The organism is Candidatus Accumulibacter aalborgensis (genome assembly GCF_900089955.1).
Classification (GTDB): domain Bacteria; phylum Pseudomonadota; class Gammaproteobacteria; order Burkholderiales; family Rhodocyclaceae; genus Accumulibacter; species Accumulibacter aalborgensis.
On the sequence record NZ_FLQX01000120.1, the window covers coordinates 1 to 19304 of the forward strand.

Genomic DNA, 19304 nt, shown 5'->3' on the forward strand with positions numbered 1-19304 from the left:
CCGCTACCGGCTGCCGCCTGATTGAGGGGCGGTGCCGGCGAGCGGGGGGCTAAACGATTACGTCGAATGTGGTCAACACGTCAGCCATGGCCTTCTTGCAGTCAGTTTGATTGGGTGCGTCTGCACGTAACGCGCTGAGCGCATGGTCAATGGACTTGTCGAGCGCGTGCCAATCATCCGCCGCACGGGGCTTCAAGCCTGCCTCCGCCGAATCCCATGTAAGCTCCAAGTCCTTGATCCGTGCTTTGGCTGCTGGTAAGTCGCCCTTATCCACGATCGCGGCAACGTCTGCGGCAATGGTCCGCAACGCAGATAGATCGCCCAGCTTGGATGGCGCATTGGCCTGCGTCGCAGAACTTCGTTGACCCGTGGTTGCAGGGGCTGTTCCAGCCGTACTCGCATCGGTAGGCTTGGAACATCCGGTGGCCAAGGCCAGCAGAGCGATGACCGACACAGCGGCAACTGGGCGGAGCAGCGAATGAAGATGGCGCATGATTTTTCCTTGAGTTATTGGATAGGACTTATTTCGGAGGCTTGTATATTCCTACGGTTGCCAACGCTGAACTGCGCAACGGCGACCAGCATCACGATCACCGTCAGGAATAGAGCACTGGTCCACATGGCACCCATTCCAAGGCCTCCATAGGTCTTGGCTTGTGTCAGCATGTCGCCGAGCGCGGCGCCGAAGGGGCGCGTCAGGATGTAGCCAATCCAGAAGGTCAGCACGGCGTTGCCGCCCATGCGCCATGCCGCATAGCTGATAGCGATCAGTGTGCCAAATGCCACCGCTCCCCATGTGAAGCCAATTCCAAGTGCTTCCGTCGCCAAGTCACCTGATGCCGTACCCAACGCAAACGTGCAAAGGATGGCCGACCAGTAGAACCACTCTCTGCGGCGCGAGACAATCTCATGGATGGACAAGCTACGTTCCACCCAAAACCAAACCGCAAAAATTCCGGCGAGCGCCACGGCAAATGCTGACGTACTGACATAGAGGCTCACGCCCAGTCCATCGGTGAGCAGGTCAGTGATCTGGGTGCCGACCACGCTGACCAGTACGACCGTCAGCCAGTAAATCCATGGGATATAGCGTCGCGTGCGCAACTGCATGAACAAGGCAGCAGCCAACAGCGCGCCCATCACGGTACGAGTCATGCCTTGGCCGAAGCCTGCATTGACAGCCAGAAAGTCGGCTCCGGTTTCTCCAACCGTCGTGGACATGATCTTGATGACCCAGAACGAGAGCGTCACTTCGGGAACTTTGTTAAGCCAGCTTGATGCGCAAGGGGTTGTCTGCGTATTCATTGAGTTATCTCCGGCCAAGGCGGGTTGTTCTTGACCCAAGTCCGACGTGCTCCGGTGCATTGAGTAGGAGAAAAATAGTGTGATTGTGCTCTTCCATGAGGTCTCCGGGGCCGAATCACCCAACTGGGGCGACCCGGCCTTGTGGCGTGTAGTCAGTCTTGTTTGTCGTGGTCGTCATCGCGATCCGCTTTGTCTTCGGCGGACGAAATGACCGTGCCCTGGTCAGCATCGACCTTGATATCGAAGACCTTGGCCCCACTGACGACTTCCACGTCGTAGATCCAGCCGTGTTTCGAGTTTTCGTACTCGGCGCGTGACGCCTTGCCGTTGGCATGCTGTTCGGCCGTTGTGACGGCCTGAGCAAGCGGAATTTTGGCCTTGGTGATGGCCATGGCATCGTTTTCCATGCCGCCTTGGGCGGCGTAGGCAACGGTGCCCGCGGTGGCGATGACGGCAGCCAGGACGTAGAGTTTGCTGTAGCGATTCATAGTGATTTCCCAAAAAAGAAAACGCAGGTATTTGCGCAATGGAGAGACTACGGAAGGTGACTTAGCTGGCACTTAGCCGCTCCAGAATAGCGTGTTTTATTGCGGCATTATGGAGCAGCCGCCCCAATTCCCTGGCGGCCGTCCCGGCGCCGACGATTTGTTTTCGTCAGGCGCATTCTATGAGCCCATCCACGGATACGCTGGTACGCATGACATACACCCGTGAGCCCGCGCGACAAGTCTGTATTTCCGGCTGAAAGCCGAAGCACGTACGCTGTCCCTGGTGGAGGTCCTGGGCATGAGCGACGATGACGCTTTTACCCCGTTCCGGCGCGTGCGCTGGGGCGATGGGGACGAAGTGGTCTGCCCGCACTGCGGCACGGTGCACCGGCAGCACTCCCGGCCGACGCGCGAGGTTTGGCGCTGTGCAGGCTGCCAGGAAGATTTCTAGGTCACGTCCGGAACGATTTTCGCCTTCCACAGGCTACCCCTGCACCTGCACCTGGCGGCGGTGATCCTGTTTGCCAACGCCGTGAAGGGTATGTCCGCGCTGCAGATGGGCCGTGAACCTGGGCGCGTCCCACAAAACCGCCTACGACCCCGGGCCGCAAGTACGGGTCCATGCGGGTTGCACGAAAGTGGGTGAATCGCTGCGCGAAGAATTGACCGCGCGGCTTACCGGGTAGGCGATCATGTCGCCGGATTCTGCGGGGCGAAGCAAGGCGCGCAAGCCATCCGCGTCGGTATTGCTCGGGTCCAGCCAGGCAGCATAGTCGTTGGCGCCCACGATCACGGGCATCCGGTCGTGGATGGGCGCCATCAAGGCGTTGGCGGCGGTGGTGATGATGCAGCACGAGTGGATTTCGTCGCCCGCGGCCGATACCCATCGTTCGCTGAGGCCGGCAAACGCGAACAGATTACGCTCATCCGGTGCACGAACGTAGTACGGCTGCTTTATGAGGCGACCGCCTTCCTGGACGGCTTTCCACTCGTAAAAACCGTTGGCAGGTACCAGGCATCTGCCGCGACGAAAGGCCGTGCGGAAAGCGGGCTTTTCGGCGACGGTTTCGCCACGAGCGTTGATCAACGTCGTTCCGGTGTTGACGTCCCTGGCCCACCGCGGAATCAGTCCCCAGCGACAAAGGAGGCCCACTCTGCTGCCGTCTGATCCTGGGCAAACGATCAATGCAGGCGTCGTCGGCGCAATGTTATGGCGCGGCGTGAAGTCGAACTCTCCATCGAGATCGAACTGCTCGCGAATGCGGGACGCCGGGCCGTAGAGAGCATATCGACCGCACATCTCAAGCTTGCTTCGCGACGGTTGCTTGCCGACGACGCCACCGGGCACGGATGATTTCGCGTGGCTTTTCGGACCGGGACTTGAAAGATGGCAGCAATAGTTGTCCAATGAAGACCGTGACGGCATCCGACCGGATGCACAGGAGCCTGGAGCGGACAGAGACGAGACCAGAGTCACGCAGGTTCCAGGCAGGCAGAATCGGCAGCTTCAACAAGAAGACAGAAAGGTAGCTATGGCACCGCAAATGCAGCGCCCGACGGGCGCTTTCGTTGGCGCCTCCTGGGCGGCCATGTTGGTCGGGGCGCTGGTCTACCTGGTTGGGCTGTGGAACGGATCGATGGAACTTAACGAGAAAGGATACTACTTCACGATACTGATGTACGGCCTGTTTTCGGCCGTTTCGCTACAGAAGTCGGTTCGCGACCGCCTGGAGGGAATACCTGTCACGGGCATCTACTACGGCCTCTGTTGGCTGTCCTTGGGAATTGCCGTAGTCCTGCTCACCGTCGGTCTGTGGAATGCAACGCTGAGTCCGAGCGAGAAGGGTTTCTACGCCATGTCGTTCCTGCTGAGCCTCTTCGGCGCGGTCGCCGTACAGAAGAACATTCGTGACCTGGCGCTTTTCAAGGACGAGCCTCAGCCGCAGGAGGCCGGGCAAAATGGCGCCTGACCGCAACGCTGGAAGACGAAACACATGAAGCTGCATGTGCTTTCCGACCTGCACTTGAGCGTCGCTTCATTCGATGCGCCGAAAACGAATGCAGATGTCGTGATTCTTGCCGGGGATATCGCCCGACCCAAGGAAGCCATGGCTTGGGCAAGCTCGTTTACCCAGCCCGTTCTCTACGTGCCTGGCAATCACGAGTTCTACGGCGGCAGCATGGCCTCGACGGTCCATGAGTTGAAGCAGTTGGGCGCCCCGAGCAATATTCGCGTGCTCGACAACGACGCTGTAGTGATCGGTGGCGTACGTTTTCTCGGCACGACGCTGTGGACCGACTTCCTGCTATTTGGCGAAGGCGAGAAACGAGATCTGGCGATCCACGAAGCATTGGGCTTCATGCGTGATTTCGTCAGGATCCGAATGGACGACGTGTCGACAGCGATGTTCACGCCCACCGATTCCGCAGTGCTTTTCAGCCGCCACGCGAGCTGGCTTGAAAGCAAGTTGGCCGAGCCTTTTCCAGGCCAAACCGTGGTCATCACGCACCATGCGCCGTCGCCTGGAAGCATTCATCCGAGATTTGCCGACTCACCCTTGAACGCTTGCTTCGTCTCCAATGGCGAACGACTGATCGACGGAAGACGTGTTGCCCTGTGGATACATGGCCATACTCACGACAGCTTCGACTATGTCGTGAACGGCACGCGCGTGGTCTGCAATCCGCGCGGCTACGCCAGAAACGGAGTCAGCGAAAATCCCCGCTTCGATCCGAATCTGGTCCTCGAAGTTGATAGCTGACTTTCAGGAGGCGTCAATTGGCCAGTAGCAGATCACCGCTCGCAGCACTGGCGACACCGAAGTCTATCGTCATCTTCGGAGCCAGCCCCGACCGTCGCAGCATGGGCGGGGTACTGACTGACAACCTGATTGGCGGCAGCTACAGCGGCGCTGTGCACCTGGTTAACCCCAAGTACCGGCAAGTCGGTAAGCAGACGTGCCACACCAATCTGGCCGCCGTTGGCTGTCAGGTCGATCTGGCGCTGATCGCGACGCCGGCGGAGAGCGTCGGCGAAATCCTGGAACAGTGCGGCGCCGCTCGCGTCAAGGCAGCGGTGATCTACTCGGCGGGATTTTCGGAAACCGGCGAACGCGGTCAGCAGCGCGAAGCTGAATTGAAGGAGATTGCCGACCGCCACCACATCCGGCTGCTCGGACCACGCGCCGTAGGCTTCTTGCGGCCCCATCTAGGCGTCAACGCAGTTCCTTTCCAGCGTGCTTTCGCAGCCGGCAATCTGGCTTTCGTTTCGCAGTCTGGCGCCGTGTGTACGGGAATCCTCGACTGGGTGTTCGCCGACGACTTTGCCTTGTCGGCCCTGTTCGCTCCCGGCAATGGCTGCGATCTCGATCTGCCCGAGTTCCTCGACTTCCTGGCCCGCGACGTCGAAACACAGAGCATTCTGTTATACCTCGAAGGCCCGCGCGACCGGCGTCGATTCATGAGCGCGCTGCGCGCCGCGGCGCGCATGAAGCCGGTGGTGGTCGTCAAGAGTGGCCGCCACCCGTTGTCGGCACGCGTCGCCGGAGCGCACATCGGCGTGGTGGTCGGCGACGACGAGGTCTTCGACGCGGCACTGCGGCGCGCTGGCGCACTGCGCGTGCGCTCGATCGGCGACCTGTTTTCGGCGGCACGCGCGCTGACTTCGCGGCAACGGCCGCGCGGCAATCGGCTGGCAGTGGTCACCAACGGTGGCGGTCCGGCAGTCGCTGCCGCGGACGAGGCCGCCGAACGGGGGATCCACCTGGCCAGGCTGGGAGCCGATACTTGTGCCGCATTGGCGGTGCGGTTGCCGGCCTCGTGGTCGATGGACAATCCGGTCGATATCCTTTTCGACGCTGATCCGGAGCGTTTCCGCCTGGCGATCGAGCTGTGCAGTGCGGACGACGGGATCGACGGCACCCTGGTCATCATTTCACCCAGCGCTTTTTTCGATCCGCCGGCGGTTGCGCAGGCCATTGTGCAACTGGCACTGACCGAGCCCAAACCACTGCTCGCCTGCGTGATCGGCGAAGGCTCGGTGCGCGAAGCGCGGCAAGTACTGGCCGCAGCCGGTGTGCCAACGTTCCGCACACCGGAGAGCGCGGTGGCGGCGTTTGCCTTCATGGTGGACTTTGTCCGTCACCAGGAATTGCTGCTCGAGACACCGCCTGCACAGATGTCGCACCGTGCGGCCGATGTCACTACGGCGCGCGCAATCGTCGATCAGGCGCTCCGGCATGGACGGGTCGAACTCGATACAGCCGAGGGCGAACGCTTGCTTGCCGCGTTCCACATTCCGCTCGCCAGTGCAAGCCGGAAGCTCGGCGGCAAGCTGCGCGAAATACGCGTCGCACTAAAGAACGATCCCGGCTTCGGCCCGGTCATCATTGTCGGTGAAGGCGGCAGCGCAGCCGACATCGCCCACGCCGGTGCGGTAGTCCTGCCGCCGCTGAACCACCGCTTGATCATCGACCTGTTCCGGCAGCCCGCGGTGACGCGGCTGTTCGAAGCGCGTATGGCAAGTCCGGCGATCTCGCCGCCGCTGCTGAGCCAGGTGCTGCAGCGCGTATCAGAGCTGGCTTGCGAGATGCCGTGCATCGACAATCTGGAGATCAACCCGCTGTGCGGTGACGGCGGGCAGTTGTACGCCGAGAGCGTGCGTATCACGCTACGCCCTGCCGGAGTTGCCACCTGGCGCTACGGCCACATGGCGATCTGTCCGTACCCGCTGGCGCTCGAATCCTCTTTCATCACTCGCGCCGGAACGTCGTACCGCATCCGACCGATTCTCCATGAGGACGCGACCGCGTTTCAAATGTTCATCCGTCGCCTGTCAAACCGCTCGCGCTACTGCCGCTTCTTCAGCGCGGCACAGGAACTGACGCCGCGAGAATTATCCATACGCACGCAAATCGACTATGACCGCGAAATGCTGCTGATCGCGGTTCTGACGACCGCCGACGAGCAAGAAGAAATCGTCGCCGAAGCCGACTACAGCGTCTTGCCTGACGACAGCACCTGCGAATTCGGCGTCGCCGTCGCCGACTCGTTCGCCGGCCAGGGCATCGGCACGCGAATCCTGCAACAGTTGATGGAAGCTGCACGCCGGCGTGGCCTGACGCGCATCGTCGGCCAGGTGCTCAGCGACAACGACAACATGCAGGCGTTGATGGAGTCCCTGGGTTTCAGCGTCGGCATGACCGATGAGGCGCAACTGCTGGACGTCAGTCGTCGGCTCTAGCAGCCGGTATCGATTCCATGGCCTCCTTCACGTTTCGATCATGCGCGGCTGGTTCTCGCCCAGGCAGTCGATGCGATCGCTGAAAACGGCTGCCACGCCGCGCTGGAAGAGTGCTGCCGCGGTGAGTGGATCGTTGACCGTGTAGCAGAGCAGCGGGATGCCGGCTGCGCTCGCCGTACGCAGCAGGTCGTCGTCAACGCTGGTGGGAGCACAGTGCAGGCTCCATGCCGCAAGTTCCCTGACGCGTACCAGCCAATCGACCGGCGGACGCTGATGGAGGCAGCCGAGTGGCAATTCGGGTACCGCCGCCCGTGCTGCTGCCAGCGCCGTTTCGGAGAACGAGGAAACCAGCGGCAGTTCCCCAGTCGCCCATAGCCTGCGGACTTGCCGGGCGACCACTTCGCCGGTAAGCGCCTCGAAGCCCGCGGCCGGCTTCATTTCGACGTTAACCCGCAGGCCGAGTTGCCGACAGAGGCTCGCGGCCGACGCGAGCGTGGGCAGGAGTTCGCCGGCAAACGCCGGGTGCCGGCACACGCCTGCGTCGACAACGCGCAGCCGCGTGTCGGCGGACTCGCACACCCGGCCAAAGCCGTTGGTCGTGCGCTCGAGAGTCTCGTCGTGAATCAGCCATGGCGTTCCGTCGGCCGACAGCATGACGTCGAACTCGACGGCCCGCAAACCGAGCCGCGCCGCAATGCGCAGGCCGGCCAGCGTGTTCTCCGGTGCCAGCGCACCGCCGCAACGGTGCGCGAAGACGCGCGGCAAGGGCCAGCCGAGCCGCGGAGAAATCACTTCACCAGATACGCCTTGAGCGCCGCCGGCATGACTGCGTTGCCGCGCTGAACGGCGTTGTCGAGCGCCAGTTTGGCCGGCGTCTTGCCTGACCAGGCAGCTTCCAGTTCCTCTTCGACGATGATCCGCACCGGCTCGATCTCCGAAACCCGCAACACGCGCAGGGCAGCCGGTCCCTGCAACTGGCCGGAAGCCACCGTCAGGGCGGCGACGTCGCTTTTCAGCAGCTTGCTGCCGGCCGCAGCACGGGCGGCAGCGGTCATCGGCAGGAAGCCTTCCGCGGCGCTGACCTCGACCTGCAGTTCGGGTTTCAGCAGGAAGCTGACAAAGCTCGCCACACCCTTGTACTCGGCGGGTTTCCTGCCCGCCCCGACCCACAGCGAAGCTCCGGCAGCCAGTGTCTGCTGCGGTGCGCCCTGCACGTCGTCGTGATACGGCAGCGCCGACACGCCGGTCTCGACCTTGCGGCTTTCATGCAGCGTCCCGAAGAGCGCCGACGAACTGGTCAGCATGCCGCAGTCGCCAGCGGCAAAACGCCTGTCTGCCTCATCGCGGCGACCAAAATAGGTGAAGAAGCGGGCCTTTGCCCAGGTCGTCATCATCGCGGTGTGCTTGACCTGGACCAGACTGTTGAAGTTCAGCTTGCCCTTCGCGTCGGTTACCTCGGCGCCGTTCCACGCACTGAGGTTGTCGATATGCACCCAGGCTGGCCACGAGGTCGTGTAGGGGCAGGTGCTGCCGGCATCGAACAGCTTGTCCGCCGCTTTCTGCGCTTCAGCCCAGGTCTTTGGCGGCTTCTCAGGGTCGAGACCAGCCTTGCGGAAGGCTTCCTTGTTGATGTAGAGAACCGGGGTGGACAAGGCCACTGGCAGGGCAAAGAGGTTGCCCTTGGCGTCACCCAGACCGACGCGCAGTTCAGGCGCCAGTTTGCCGCCATCGAAGGGCTCTTTGGCATCCTTCATCACCTCGTAGAGCGGTTTGAACTGCGTCCGCGAGACCATGAACTTGGCCTGCTCGTCGCGCGTCACCAAGTTGAGTGTTTTCGGTCCATCGCCCTGAACGCGGCGCACAAGTTTGACTTGATAGTCCTTCTGAGCCCCATTGAAACGCTCGACCAGCTTATCGAGCCGCTCGGCGCGCTCCTCGTCGAGTTGGTGCGACAGGTCGATTTCCGTTGGCGCGGCGATCGCGGTGACAGAAATGGGGGCGGCAAGAGCAAGCGCCATCGCGGCCGGAAGAATTTTGAGTAAGCGCATACCGATCCTCTGAAGTGGGGAACAAAAAAAGAGCGCCATTATAGACTCAGCAGGCGCGAATCCCGACCGCCGCCAGGTCTGCTCGCTGCTGAGACGCTTTCCGGCCTCCGGGGTGGCGCCGACGAAAGTGTATAATACCGCCCGAATGCGTGGCGCAATGCGCGTCTTCCCTCCCCTTTCCTGGCAGCCGTTCTTCCCAAATGAGACTTCACCCCGACGACAGCAGCGGCCTGTTCCCCATCGCCGCCGGTGGCCAAGGCCAGTCGCCTTTTGGCGACCGCTGTTGCGTCCATCGATAAGCCAGTGAGCGGGCAAGCAAGCGGCCAGGTGAGCGGCCGTCTGATGTGGCTCCTCTGGATCGCCCTTGCGGCAGTCTGGTTCGGCACCCTTGGCCAACGTGCCTTGTTACGTCCCGACGAGGGACGTTATGCAGAGATCCCGCGCGAAATGATCGCCACCGGCGACTGGCTGACGCCGCGCCTCAATGACCTCAAGTATTTTGAAAAGCCCGCCCTGCAGTACTGGGCAACGGCCATCGGCTTCAAGATTTTCGGCGAGAGCGAGTGGACGGCCCGGCTCTGGCCGGCTCTGACCGGCTTCCTCAGCATCGTGCTGGCTGGATGGACCGGGCAGCGCTTGTGGGGACCGCCGGCAGGCCACCTGGCGGCCGCCATTCTGGCCAGTTCACTGCTTTTCGCGGTCATGGGCCACCTCCTTACCCTGGATATGGGTCTGTCCTTTTTTCTGCAGGTAGCGTGGACCGGGTTCCTCTTTGCCCAGCAGGAGGACAGTCGCACCGGCCGGCGCTGGATGCTGGTCGCCTGGGCAGGACTGGCACTGGCGGTATTGTCCAAGGGCATCGTGGCCCTGGTCCTGATCGGCGCAGCCCTGGTCGGCTACACCGCGCTCAACCGGGACCTGTCGCCGTGGAAGCGGCTCTCGCCGCTGGCTGGGCTGGCGCTCTTCCTGACCATTGCCGTACCCTGGTTCGCCGCGGTTTCCCTGGCCAATCCCGAATTCCCGCATTTCTTTTTCGTTCACGAGCACGTCGAGCGCTTCCTCACCACGGCTCATCGCCGCGACGAGCCGAGTTGGTATTTCGTCGCTGTCTACGCGCTCGGTGCCCTGCCCTGGAGCCTGCTCCTGCTGCACGCCCTGGCCCGGGCCTGGGGTCAGCGCGGCCAGCCTGGTGCGGGTACCTTCAGCCCACAGCGCTTCCTGCTGCTCTGGATACTGGGCACTTTCGCCTTTTTCAGCGTCTCCGGTTCGAAAATGGCGCCCTATCTGCTACCCATCTTCCCGGCCCTGGCGTTGCTCGGCGGACGCCATATCGCCGAGCTGTCGCGACGCACCTGGCTGCTCCACCTGGGGCTGCTGGCCGTGCTGTCTTGCGCTGCCCTGGCTTCGGTCGACCGCGTGCAGGAGCTGGCCGGCGAAGGCTATTCGCTGGCCATGCTGCAGGGCCTCGCCACCTGGCTGGCCGGCGCTGCCGGCGTCTTCCTGGCCGGCGTCCTGGCCGCGGCGGTGCTGGTGTGGTCGTACCGCCCTGCCACTGCGGTCACCGTGCTGGCCGTCGCCGGGTTGCTGAGCACGATCATTGGCCTCCAGGGCCACGACCAACTGGCGTCCTACAATTCAGCCAGGAGCCTGGCTGCCCAGGCACTGCCCCGGATGAAGCGCGGACTGCCCTTCTACAGCGTGCTCTCTTACGAGCAGACGCTGCCCTTCTACCTCAAGCGCACGCTGACCCAGGTCGAGAACCAGAACGAGATGCGCTTCGGTCTCGAACAGGAGCCTGAAAAATGGATTCCTGCCGTCGAGGAGTTCAAACAGCGTTGGCACGACGATCGGCAGGCTTACGCCGTGATGAAGATCGACGCATTCGAGACCCTGGTCGCCGACGGTCTGCCGATGACCGAGATCGCTCGCGACCGGCGCTACGTCATTGTGGAAAAAAACTGACATGAGTCCTATCGCGTTCACCCTGATCCTGACCGGCGTGCTGCTCAACGCCGCAGCCCAGTTGCTGCTCAAGGCTGGTACCAATGCCATCGGCCACTTCGACTTCCAGCTCGGCAACGTCATTCCGATCGGCATGAAGATCGCCGGCCAGCCCTTCATCATCGGCGGTATGGCCTGCTACGCGGTGAGCGTGCTGATCTGGATCATGGCGCTGTCGCGCGTGCCGGTGAGCATCGCCTACCCGATGCTGTCGATCGGTTATGTGGTCAATGCCTTCGTCGCCTACTACTGGTTCGGTGAGCCACTGATGGTGCAGAAGATGGTCGGTATCGGCGTCATCATTGTCGGTCTGGTCCTGGTAGCCAACTCATGAGTCGGTCTTTGAACACCCTGTTGAGCGTTCCTTTCCTCCCCTTCACCCGGCCCTCGATCGACGAGGAAACCATCGCCTCGGTGGCCGAGGTGCTGCGCTCGGGCTGGATCACCAGTGGCCCCAAGGTGCAGGCCTTCGAAGCCGCCCTCGCCGAAATCTGCGGCGGGCGCACCGTGCGCGCCTTCAACTCCGGAACTGCCGCCCTGGAAGTCGCCCTTCGGCTGGCCGGCGTCGGTCCCGGCGACGAGGTGATCACCACGCCCCTGACCTGGGTAGCCACTGCCAATGTGATCCTTGAAGTGGGCGCCAGCCCCGTTCTGGTGGACATCGACCCGACGACGCGCAACATCGACCTGAAGCGCATCGAAGCCGCCATGACCTCACGGACGAAAGCGCTGATCCCGGTAGACCTCGCCGGCCTGCCGGTCGACCGTGACCGGCTGTACGCCATCGCCGCCCTGGGCCGGCTGCGGGTGGTCGAAGATGCGGCACAGTCCTTCGGCGCCTCCTGGAACGGCCAGGCCATAGGCAGCAGCGGCGACTTCGTCGCCTTCAGCTTCCACGCCAACAAGAACCTGACCACCAGCGAGGGCGGCGCGCTCGTGCTGCCGGCCGACATCGACGCGGGTCTCTGCGAACGCCTGCGCCTGCAGGGAGTGCAACGCTCTCCCGATGGCGGCATGGACGTCGACGTCCTCGGCGGCAAGTTCAACCTCACCGACGTCGCTGCCGCGATTGGCCTGGGCCAGCTCAAGCGCCGACATGAGTTCGACGCGCGGCGCCGTGCCCTGGCCGCGCGCTACTTCGAGCGACTCGACCCGGATCTCGGGCTGGAACTGCCACCGGCGGACTTTAACCATTCCAACTGGCACATGTTCCAGCCGCTGTTGCCCGCCGGCAGCGACCGTGCTGCCTTTATCGCCGCCATGAAGGAATTGGGTATCGGCATCGGCGTCCATTACCCGGCGCTGCATCTGTTCACCCTCTACCGCCGTCTGGGCTTCACTGCCGGTCAGTTCCCGCACGCCGAAGACGTAGGTGCGAGAACCGTGACCCTGCCGCTTTTTCCCGCCATGAGCGATGCTGATGTGGATCGCGTCTGCACCGCGCTGACCAAAGTACTCAAGCATTGAGCCATGAACACCCCTGAAATCACCGTCGTGATTCCCGTCTACAATGAGGAAGATGGCCTGCAGGTCCTCTTCGACCGCCTCTACCCGGCCCTCGACCAACTCGGCCCGTCCTACGAAATCATCTTCGTGAACGACGGCAGCCGCGATCGTTCGGCGGCCATTTTGCGCGAACAGTACCAGAGGCGTCCCGACGTCACCCGTGCCATCCTCCTCGCCGCCAACGCCGGCCAGCACATGGCGATCATGGCTGCCTTCGAGAACGCGCGCGGCCAGATCATCGTCACCCTCGACGCCGACCTGCAGAACCCTCCGGAGGAGATCGGCAAGCTGATCAGCAAGATGCGCGAAGGCTACGACTACGTCGGCAGCATCCGCCGCCAGCGGCGCGACAACCTGTTCCGCAACTGGGCCTCGAAGGCCATGAATCGCCTGCGCGAGCGTACCACCCGCATCAGGATCACCGACCAGGGCAACATGCTGCGGGCCTACTCGCGCAGCGTGGTCAACGCCATCAATTCCTGCCGGGAGGTCAGCACCTTCATCCCGGCGCTGGCCTATACTTTCGCCCGCAACCCGACTGAGGTGGTGGTGGAACACGAAGAGCGCGCCCTCGGCGAATCGAAATACTCTCTCTACAGCCTGATCCGCCTCAACTTCGACCTGATGACCGCTTTCTCGCTCGTCCCGCTGCAATGGTTCTCCATGCTTGGCATCGTCGTCTCCATGGGCTCGGCGGCGCTGTTCGTACTGCTGATCGTCCGCCGCATCCTGCTCGGCCCCGAGGCCGAGGGTCTGTTCACCCTCTTCGCGCTGGCCTTTTTCCTCATCGGCCTGGCCCTGTTCGGCATCGGTCTGCTCGGTGAATACGTCGGCCGGGTCTACCTGCAGGTGCGCCACCGCCCGCGCTACCTGATCGAAGCTGTCCTGGAGCAGCAAGAATGAGCGCCGCGCCGCGAGCGGTGGTCTTCGCCTACCACAACGTCGGTGCGCGCTGCCTGCGCGTGCTGCTGGCCCACGGCGTCGATGTCGCTCTGGTGGTGAGCCACGAGGACGAGCTCAACGAGAATATCTGGTTCGAGCGCGTGGCCGCGCTGGCGCACGCCTACGACATCGCCGTCGCGACGCCCGCGGACCCAGGTACAGCCGAATTCATCGGCCAGTTGCAGGCCCTGCGTCCTGACTTCTTCTTCTCGTTCTATTATCGCCTGATGCTCAAGCCCGCACTTCTGGCCATCCCGACGCGCGGTGCCTACAATATGCACGGTTCGCTGCTACCCAGATACCGCGGCCGGGTGCCGGTCAACTGGGCGCTGATCCACGGCGAAAAGGAAACCGGAGCCACCCTGCACCGTATGGTGGAGAAGCCGGATGCCGGCGAGATCGTCGCCCAGCAGGCGGTACCGATCCTGCCCGACGACACGGCCAGCGAAGTCTTCAACAAGGTGACCGTGGCCGCCGAGCTGGCGCTGGACGGGGTGCTGCCGGCGCTGTTGGCTGGCCGGGCAGCACACGTGATGCCTGATCTCGCGGCGGGGAGCTATTTCGGCGGACGCAAGCCTGAGGACGGTCGCATCGACTGGACCCAGCCAGCGACCGTGGTGCACAATCTGATTCGGGCCGTCGCCCCGCCCTACCCTGGGGCGTTCTTCGACCTCGGCCGGCACCGCATCGTCATCACCCGCAGCCTTTCCCAGCCTGGCTGGAGCGGGCCAGCCGGACAGCCGCAACTCTACACCGACCAGGCCGAGCTATTTGCCCGTTGCGCGGACGGCGGGGTAGTCAAGATTCTGTCGCTTGAACTCGACGGCGAGGCGATTGCTGCCGCCGCCTTACCCGCCCGACTGGGCCACAATCCTCTTCCTCTGGTCTTTCCCTCATGAAAAAAATTCTTGTTCTCGGCGTCAACGGCTTTATCGGCCACCACCTCTCGCAACGCATCCTCGCCCATACCGACTGGGACGTCTACGGAATGGACATCAACAGCGAGCGGGTCGCCGACCTGATGGACCATCCGCGCTTTCATTTCTTCGAGGGCGACATTACCATCAGCAAGGAGTGGATCGAGTATCACGTCAGGAAGTGCGACGTGATCCTGCCGCTGGTGGCCATCGCCACCCCGGCCACTTACGTCAAGGAACCCCTGCGGGTCTTCGAGCTGGACTTCGAGGCCAACCTGCCGATCATCCGTCAGGCCGTCAAGTACCGGAAACGGGTCATCTTTCCCTCCACTTCCGAGGTGTACGGGATGAGCCAGGACCCGGAATTCGACGCCGAGAACTCGCCGCTGATCTACGGCCCGATCAACAAGCCGCGCTGGATCTACGCTTGCGCCAAGCAGATGATGGACCGCGTGATCCACGCCTACGGGCAGCAGGAAGGTCTGCAATACACGCTGATCCGCCCCTTCAACTGGGTCGGCCCGGGCCTGGACTCGATCCATACGCCCAAGGAAGGCTCTTCCCGCGTCATCACCCAGTTCCTTGGCCATATCGTTCGCGGCGAACCGATCAAGCTGGTCGATGGCGGTGCCCAGAAGCGTTCCTTCACCTATGTCTCCGACGGCATCGACGCCCTGATGAAGATCATCGAGAACAAGGACGGCGTCGCCAACGGCAAGATCTACAATATCGGCAACCCGAAGAACAACTACTCGATCCGCGAACTGGCCACCCTGATGCTCGATCTGGCCAGGGAGTACCCGGAATACGCCGACTCGGCCGCCCGGGTGACGATCGTCGAGACCACCTCCGGCGAGTACTACGGCACCGGCTACCAGGACACCCAGCACCGGGTGCCCAAGATCGACAACACGATGAACGACCTCGACTGGGAGCCGAAGGTGCCGTTCGAGGACGCTCTGCGCGCGATTTTCGAGGCCTACCGGGGCGACGTCAGCGCAGCGCGCAATCTGGTGGACTGAGGCCTCGCGACTGATGCGCCAACTGGTCCTCAAGGTCGACGTCGACACTTACCGCGGCACTCTGATCGGCGTGCCGCGCCTGGTGGATCTATTCCGCCGCCATGGCGCCGACGCGACATTCCTGTTCTCGCTGGGCCCCGACCACACCGGCCGCGCCATCAAGCGCGTCTTCCGCCCCGGTTTCCTGAGCAAAGTGTCGCGAACCTCGGTGCTTGCACACTACGGCTTGAAAACGCTGCTGTACGGCACCTTGTTACCAGGCCCGGACATCGGCCGCCGCTGCGCCGACGTCCTTCGCGGCGTCCGCGATGCCGGCTTCGAAACCGGCATTCACTGCTGGGACCACATCGCCTGGCAGGACGGCGTGCGCGGCGCCGAAATGGCGTGGACCGAGCGCCAGGTGCTCCTGGCCGGCGAACGCTACGCCGAGATCTTCAAGACCGCCGCGACGGTCCATGGTGCCGCTGGCTGGCAGATGAACGCGCACGCTTTGCGCCTGACACAGCAACAGGGTTTCAGCCACTCCTCCGACTGCCGCGGCAGCCGACCCTTCATCCCGGTGTGGAACGCCGAAGTGGTGAACTGCCCGCAACTGCCCACTACCCTGCCAACCCTTGACGAACTCATCGGTGTCGATGGCGTCGACGAGGGCACGGTGCACGAAAGCCTGCTCGCCCTGACCCGGCAAGCGCCTGTCACCGGCCATGTATTCACCCTGCACGCCGAGCTGGAGGGAATCAAGCTGGCACCGGTACTGGAAAAGCTGCTCCTCGGATGGCGGCAGCAAGGTTATACCTTGGTCAGTTTGCGCGCGCTGCGCGCGCGCCTTAACCCGAACACGCTGCCGCGTCACGAAGTCCTCTGGGGCACCGTTCCCGGCCGCTCCGGCGAACTGCTGGTGCAGGGGCCGGAATTCCTGGTCGCTGTCGCCGATTGAAAGCGCGCTGCCCTGCTGCTGGTGTTCAGTTCGACAGCGCGAACCTGCCCATCAACGAAACAGAGGCCAGGGAGGCCGGGTTCCTGCGGGTGCGTTTGGCCCGATCAGCTCTTGCGGCGACGCGAAAAGCCGAACGCCGCCAAGCCCAGACCCATCAACGCCAGCGACGCCGGCTCAGGAATGCCCGCCGGTCCGCCGACGCTGCCGATGGGGCGCCAGGCAAACGACTCATTGCCCACCGATGCGTAGTCGAAGCCTTCGGTATCCAGAACATGGCCCGTGTCACCGAACGTCGTTGGCACGCTGTCCACGTCGATCGTCACGGTCGGGAAGACGGTCGCGCAAATCGCGGGATCGGTCCCAAGTCCGAGGCAAGGATGGGCAGCGTCCGTAATGATGGCAACGTCGCTGGTGTCGAAGTCGTAGTAGAAGGTATTGGTCAGGATCAGCGCGTCGCCAACACCAATGCTCACCCCGGCCCCGAACATCCCCGCCCATATGTTGCCGAGGCTCGTCCCATTGATGACGACGCTCGTGGAATAGACCGTCATTGCGCTGCTACCGGTATTCCGAATCATGATCGCACCGGAGTCGTCACCTGGTCCTGTGATTCCGAAGAAAGTAATGCCTGCGTCACCGCTCCAGGGACTCGGAAAGAAGCCTACCCCGCGCAACCCGTCCGCATAGCCTACGGATACGCTGTACGTCCCTGCATTCGCAGCCAGCGGTACGGTCAACGCCAGGCAGGCTGCAACCACCAACCGACAAGATTTCACTTTGTGCAACATCGCATTCCCCTTTCGAGAGATGGGTACAGAAAAGGCCCGTTCGCCGATGATCTGGAGATCTGAGTGCCAACCAAGGTGATCGTCATTCGCGGCCGCGGCAGCGTGGCCTGCGAACTGTGTGAAGCAAGTTACATGCCTATTGGTTGCGTTGTTAGCAGATCAATGACTTAGGAAAATTGATGGGCTGCATTGCTGGGTGAGTGTAAAGTTTTTCGACAGTCGTCCAGGCGGACAGCCGCAGATCTACACAGACGAGGCCGCGCCCTTTGCCCGTTGCGCCGACGGCCAAGTAGTCAAGATCTGGATCTACGCTTGCGCCAAGCAGACGTGCCGCGCCTGGTGGCCCTGCTCCGCCGCCCTGGCGCCGACGCCGCCTTCCTGTTGTCGGAAAATTTTACACAAGGAGGATGGTCGCTTGCCGAGAAAATATAGAGGTACTTATAAATCAATGTCGTGGCCAGTATAGTATGATTCTTGCTTACCGGACCAGCGGTTCCGGCAAGCGGTTTTGTACTCCGCCGGAGAGAAGTTGGGACGAGTGCGGCCGTCGAATGATGGCAGGCGGTGTGGTTCGATTGCTGTTATCAACATAGGGAGCAACAGGCGATGAAAAGAAGTGCTTGGCGTCGTGACGCCGCTTCACTCGTGTCGCGCGCAGCGCGTTGTCTGCGTGGGTTTGGGCAAGGAAAATCCGCAGGGATGACCTTGAGGCGTACACCGCTGAGTTGGCCCCTGGCCATCATCGCCGTGGCCGCAGCAACGAGTGCTGAAGCAAGTTACTCAAATTTGTTCCTTTTTGGCGACAGTCTTTCCGACAGTGGCAACAACGCTGCCGTATTCGACTATGTTATCGGCCCGGCGGTCCCACCCCCCGATGGACCTCTGCCTCCGGGCACCCTGCGAACGCCGGTGCCAACACCAGATAATTCGTTCATCCCAGCGTACCCCTACGCTTACCCCAGTCCCGCTCTTCCCCTCAGCGGCCGCTATTCGAACGGGAAAGTGTGGGCCGAGACTTTTGCACCGGCTTTCGGCCTCAGTGCAGTGGCCTCCGAGCTTGGTGGAACAAACTTCGCATTCGGTGGCGCACGCGTCGGGATCACACCACCCAGCGGATTTCCGCCCAGCCTTTCTGCCCAGCTTGGCGGCTTTCTCGCAAAGACCGGAGGCGTGGCGCCAGCCAGCGCGCTCTACGTCATCGAGGGCGGCGGAAATGATGCGCGCGACATCATCGAGGCCGCAGCCAAGGCGCCAGCGGACGCTGCGGCGATCATCGAGGCGGGTGCCATCGCTTACGCGGCTGCCGTGGATGCAATGGTCGAGCAACTGGAGGCGGCCGGCGCGAGAGACATCGTCGTATGGAACACACCGAACGCGGGTACCGGGCCGGCGATCATCGCTGCCGGCGCCAAGAACCTGGGGACGCTCGTTGCGCAGACCATGAACGCCTTCCTGCTCGCCGCTCTTGCCGACGACATCTTCGACGGAGTGAAGATTTTTGATGCCTATGGCGTCAGCACCAGTATCAGCAACGATCCGGGTGCGTACGGCCTGGTGGACGCGGCGAACGCCTGCTCGGCGGCGGCCAATATCGCTGCGTGCGCAGCAAGCGGATACCAGTACTTCTTCTGGGACGGCATCCATCCGACTGCAGCAGGCCATCGGCTTCTTGCCAATGCGATGATTTCGCTGGTCCCCGAACCGGCTACCGTTGTCCTGCTGGCGCTCGGCCTGTTCGGCGTGGCGACCACACGCAGGCGCCAAACACCGTTTCACGCGGTCGCGCCGTCCAGGACAGCCTACTCGCTGACCAACTGACGAAGCTGCGCTAACCAGGCGTCGAAACGATTCCTCTCCGTCGGCGCAAGCAAGATCTCCGGCCATGGTTCGAGCGACCCCGGTTGGTCGAGCGGGCAGCGAGGGCACACGGCAGGCCTCGGCGCGCTCCAGTGAGAGCAGACGCGTAGAATCCATGGCGTCGGCGAAGCTGAGCCACTGCTCGATGGGCATGCTGTTCTTGGCGGACGTCGTGGCATACACTTTTCATGCCCTAGCGGGCGGCAACGTGAAGGGAGTAAAGTAACGCACGGTGAGCGGTTTTTCGATGA

The 19304-nt window shown here is 62.7% G+C and carries 18 protein-coding genes and 1 pseudogene; 12 read left to right on the forward strand and 7 right to left on the reverse strand.

All coding sequences use genetic code 11. The features are described 5' to 3' along the window. Positions 1-49 precede the first annotated feature (49 nt). The 3 genes from ACCAA_RS12950 to ACCAA_RS12960 all read right to left on the reverse strand — a co-directional run bounded on the left by ACCAA_RS12950 (position 50) and on the right by ACCAA_RS12960 (position 1793). Positions 50-493, reverse strand: coding sequence for a hypothetical protein (locus ACCAA_RS12950; protein WP_186407668.1), 444 nt, complete (start codon positions 491-493; stop codon positions 50-52). A 14-nt stretch (positions 494-507) separates the two neighbouring features. Further along, positions 508-1305, reverse strand: a complete 798-nt coding sequence (locus ACCAA_RS12955; protein ID WP_186407669.1) for a COG4705 family protein — start codon at positions 1303-1305, stop codon at positions 508-510. 152 nt (positions 1306-1457) lie between these two features. Continuing rightward, positions 1458-1793 carry a PepSY domain-containing protein gene (locus tag ACCAA_RS12960; protein WP_186407713.1) on the reverse strand — a complete coding sequence of 112 codons (336 nt, stop codon included), beginning with the start codon at positions 1791-1793 and terminating at the stop codon, positions 1458-1460. A gap of 241 nt (positions 1794-2034) precedes the next feature. On the opposite strand from ACCAA_RS12960, the pseudogene ACCAA_RS22730 reads away from it, so the two are divergent. Continuing rightward, a pseudogene (locus ACCAA_RS22730) lies at positions 2035-2389 on the forward strand (transposase); the annotation flags it as partial. Here ACCAA_RS22730 and ACCAA_RS12970 read toward each other — a convergent pair. Beyond that, entirely contained in the window at positions 2386-3093 is a 708-nt protein-coding gene (locus ACCAA_RS12970; protein ID WP_186407670.1) for an SOS response-associated peptidase, read from the reverse strand. The pseudogene ACCAA_RS22730 and the gene ACCAA_RS12970 sit on opposite strands and share 4 nt — an antisense overlap. A 232-nt stretch (positions 3094-3325) precedes the next feature. Between ACCAA_RS12970 and yiaA the strand changes: the two genes are divergently transcribed. The 3 genes from yiaA to ACCAA_RS12985 are packed head-to-tail and all read left to right on the forward strand — an operon-like array spanning position 3326 to position 7035. After that, complete coding sequence (gene yiaA, locus ACCAA_RS12975; protein ID WP_186407671.1) at positions 3326-3763, forward strand: inner membrane protein YiaA; 438 nt, start codon at positions 3326-3328, stop codon at positions 3761-3763. Between the two features lie 24 nt (positions 3764-3787). Further along, positions 3788-4555 carry a metallophosphoesterase gene (locus ACCAA_RS12980; RefSeq protein ID WP_186407672.1) on the forward strand — a complete coding sequence of 256 codons (768 nt, stop codon included), beginning with the start codon at positions 3788-3790 and terminating at the stop codon, positions 4553-4555. Positions 4556-4572: 17 nt separating this feature from the next. Further along, positions 4573-7035, forward strand: coding sequence for a bifunctional acetate--CoA ligase family protein/GNAT family N-acetyltransferase (locus ACCAA_RS12985; RefSeq protein WP_186407673.1), 2463 nt, complete (start codon positions 4573-4575; stop codon positions 7033-7035). Between the two features lie 27 nt (positions 7036-7062). On the opposite strand, the gene ugpQ is transcribed toward ACCAA_RS12985, so the two are convergent. Both ugpQ and ACCAA_RS12995 read right to left on the reverse strand, forming a co-directional pair. Beyond that, complete coding sequence (ugpQ, locus tag ACCAA_RS12990; protein ID WP_186407674.1) at positions 7063-7827, reverse strand: glycerophosphodiester phosphodiesterase; 765 nt, start codon at positions 7825-7827, stop codon at positions 7063-7065. Then, on the reverse strand, positions 7824-9083 hold the full coding sequence (locus ACCAA_RS12995; RefSeq protein WP_186407675.1) for an extracellular solute-binding protein: 1260 nt from the start codon (positions 9081-9083) through the stop codon (positions 7824-7826). The genes ugpQ and ACCAA_RS12995 overlap by 4 nt, the downstream gene beginning before the upstream one ends. A 303-nt stretch (positions 9084-9386) precedes the next feature. Between ACCAA_RS12995 and ACCAA_RS13000 the strand changes: the two genes are divergently transcribed. The 7 genes from ACCAA_RS13000 to ACCAA_RS13030 are packed head-to-tail and all read left to right on the forward strand — an operon-like array spanning position 9387 to position 16408. Next, entirely contained in the window at positions 9387-11045 is a 1659-nt protein-coding gene (locus ACCAA_RS13000; RefSeq protein WP_186407676.1) for an ArnT family glycosyltransferase, read from the forward strand. Between the two features lies 1 nt (position 11046). Beyond that, positions 11047-11418, forward strand: a complete 372-nt coding sequence (locus tag ACCAA_RS13005; protein ID WP_186407677.1) for an SMR family transporter — start codon at positions 11047-11049, stop codon at positions 11416-11418. Continuing rightward, positions 11415-12551 (forward strand): DegT/DnrJ/EryC1/StrS family aminotransferase, encoded by a 1137-nt coding sequence (locus ACCAA_RS13010; protein ID WP_186407678.1) that lies wholly within the window; start codon positions 11415-11417, stop codon positions 12549-12551. The genes ACCAA_RS13005 and ACCAA_RS13010 overlap by 4 nt, the downstream gene beginning before the upstream one ends. Before the next feature lie 3 nt (positions 12552-12554). Next, complete coding sequence (locus ACCAA_RS13015) at positions 12555-13493, forward strand: glycosyltransferase (protein WP_186407679.1); 939 nt, start codon at positions 12555-12557, stop codon at positions 13491-13493. Continuing rightward, positions 13490-14431, forward strand: a complete 942-nt coding sequence (locus ACCAA_RS13020) for a formyltransferase (RefSeq protein ID WP_186407680.1) — start codon at positions 13490-13492, stop codon at positions 14429-14431. The genes ACCAA_RS13015 and ACCAA_RS13020 overlap by 4 nt, the downstream gene beginning before the upstream one ends. Continuing rightward, complete coding sequence (locus ACCAA_RS13025; RefSeq protein ID WP_186407681.1) at positions 14428-15471, forward strand: bifunctional UDP-4-keto-pentose/UDP-xylose synthase; 1044 nt, start codon at positions 14428-14430, stop codon at positions 15469-15471. Before ACCAA_RS13020 ends, ACCAA_RS13025 begins: the two co-directional genes overlap by 4 nt. 13 nt (positions 15472-15484) lie before the next feature. Beyond that, on the forward strand, positions 15485-16408 hold the full coding sequence (locus tag ACCAA_RS13030) for a polysaccharide deacetylase family protein (protein ID WP_186407682.1): 924 nt from the start codon (positions 15485-15487) through the stop codon (positions 16406-16408). A 104-nt stretch (positions 16409-16512) separates the two neighbouring features. On the opposite strand, the gene ACCAA_RS22085 is transcribed toward ACCAA_RS13030, so the two are convergent. Beyond that, positions 16513-17196, reverse strand: a complete 684-nt coding sequence (locus ACCAA_RS22085; protein WP_245754566.1) for a PEP-CTERM sorting domain-containing protein — start codon at positions 17194-17196, stop codon at positions 16513-16515. Positions 17197-17895: 699 nt separating this feature from the next. Between ACCAA_RS22085 and ACCAA_RS13040 the strand changes: the two genes are divergently transcribed. Beyond that, positions 17896-19014: an SGNH/GDSL hydrolase family protein gene (locus ACCAA_RS13040; protein ID WP_186407683.1), complete on the forward strand. Its 1119-nt coding sequence runs from the start codon at positions 17896-17898 to the stop codon at positions 19012-19014. Positions 19015-19304: the final 290 nt, after the last annotated feature.

Coding starts and splice junctions, on each gene's coding strand:
- ACCAA_RS12950 (WP_186407668.1), bottom strand. CDS start 493: ATGCGCCATCTTCATTCGCTGCTCCGCCCAGTTGCCGCTGTGTCGGTC.
- ACCAA_RS13005 (WP_186407677.1), top strand. CDS start 11,047: ATGAGTCCTATCGCGTTCACCCTGATCCTGACCGGCGTGCTGCTCAAC.
- ACCAA_RS13025 (WP_186407681.1), top strand. CDS start 14,428: ATGAAAAAAATTCTTGTTCTCGGCGTCAACGGCTTTATCGGCCACCAC.
- ACCAA_RS13020 (WP_186407680.1), top strand. CDS start 13,490: ATGAGCGCCGCGCCGCGAGCGGTGGTCTTCGCCTACCACAACGTCGGT.
- ACCAA_RS12980 (WP_186407672.1), top strand. CDS start 3,788: ATGAAGCTGCATGTGCTTTCCGACCTGCACTTGAGCGTCGCTTCATTC.
- ACCAA_RS13030 (WP_186407682.1), top strand. CDS start 15,485: ATGCGCCAACTGGTCCTCAAGGTCGACGTCGACACTTACCGCGGCACT.
- ACCAA_RS22085 (WP_245754566.1), bottom strand. CDS start 17,196: ATGTTGCACAAAGTGAAATCTTGTCGGTTGGTGGTTGCAGCCTGCCTG.
- ACCAA_RS13015 (WP_186407679.1), top strand. CDS start 12,555: ATGAACACCCCTGAAATCACCGTCGTGATTCCCGTCTACAATGAGGAA.
- ACCAA_RS12960 (WP_186407713.1), bottom strand. CDS start 1,793: ATGAATCGCTACAGCAAACTCTACGTCCTGGCTGCCGTCATCGCCACC.
- yiaA (WP_186407671.1), top strand. CDS start 3,326: ATGGCACCGCAAATGCAGCGCCCGACGGGCGCTTTCGTTGGCGCCTCC.
- ACCAA_RS12955 (WP_186407669.1), bottom strand. CDS start 1,305: ATGAATACGCAGACAACCCCTTGCGCATCAAGCTGGCTTAACAAAGTT.
- ACCAA_RS12970 (WP_186407670.1), bottom strand. CDS start 3,093: ATGTGCGGTCGATATGCTCTCTACGGCCCGGCGTCCCGCATTCGCGAG.
- ACCAA_RS12995 (WP_186407675.1), bottom strand. CDS start 9,083: ATGCGCTTACTCAAAATTCTTCCGGCCGCGATGGCGCTTGCTCTTGCC.
- ACCAA_RS13010 (WP_186407678.1), top strand. CDS start 11,415: ATGAGTCGGTCTTTGAACACCCTGTTGAGCGTTCCTTTCCTCCCCTTC.
- ACCAA_RS13040 (WP_186407683.1), top strand. CDS start 17,896: ATGACCTTGAGGCGTACACCGCTGAGTTGGCCCCTGGCCATCATCGCC.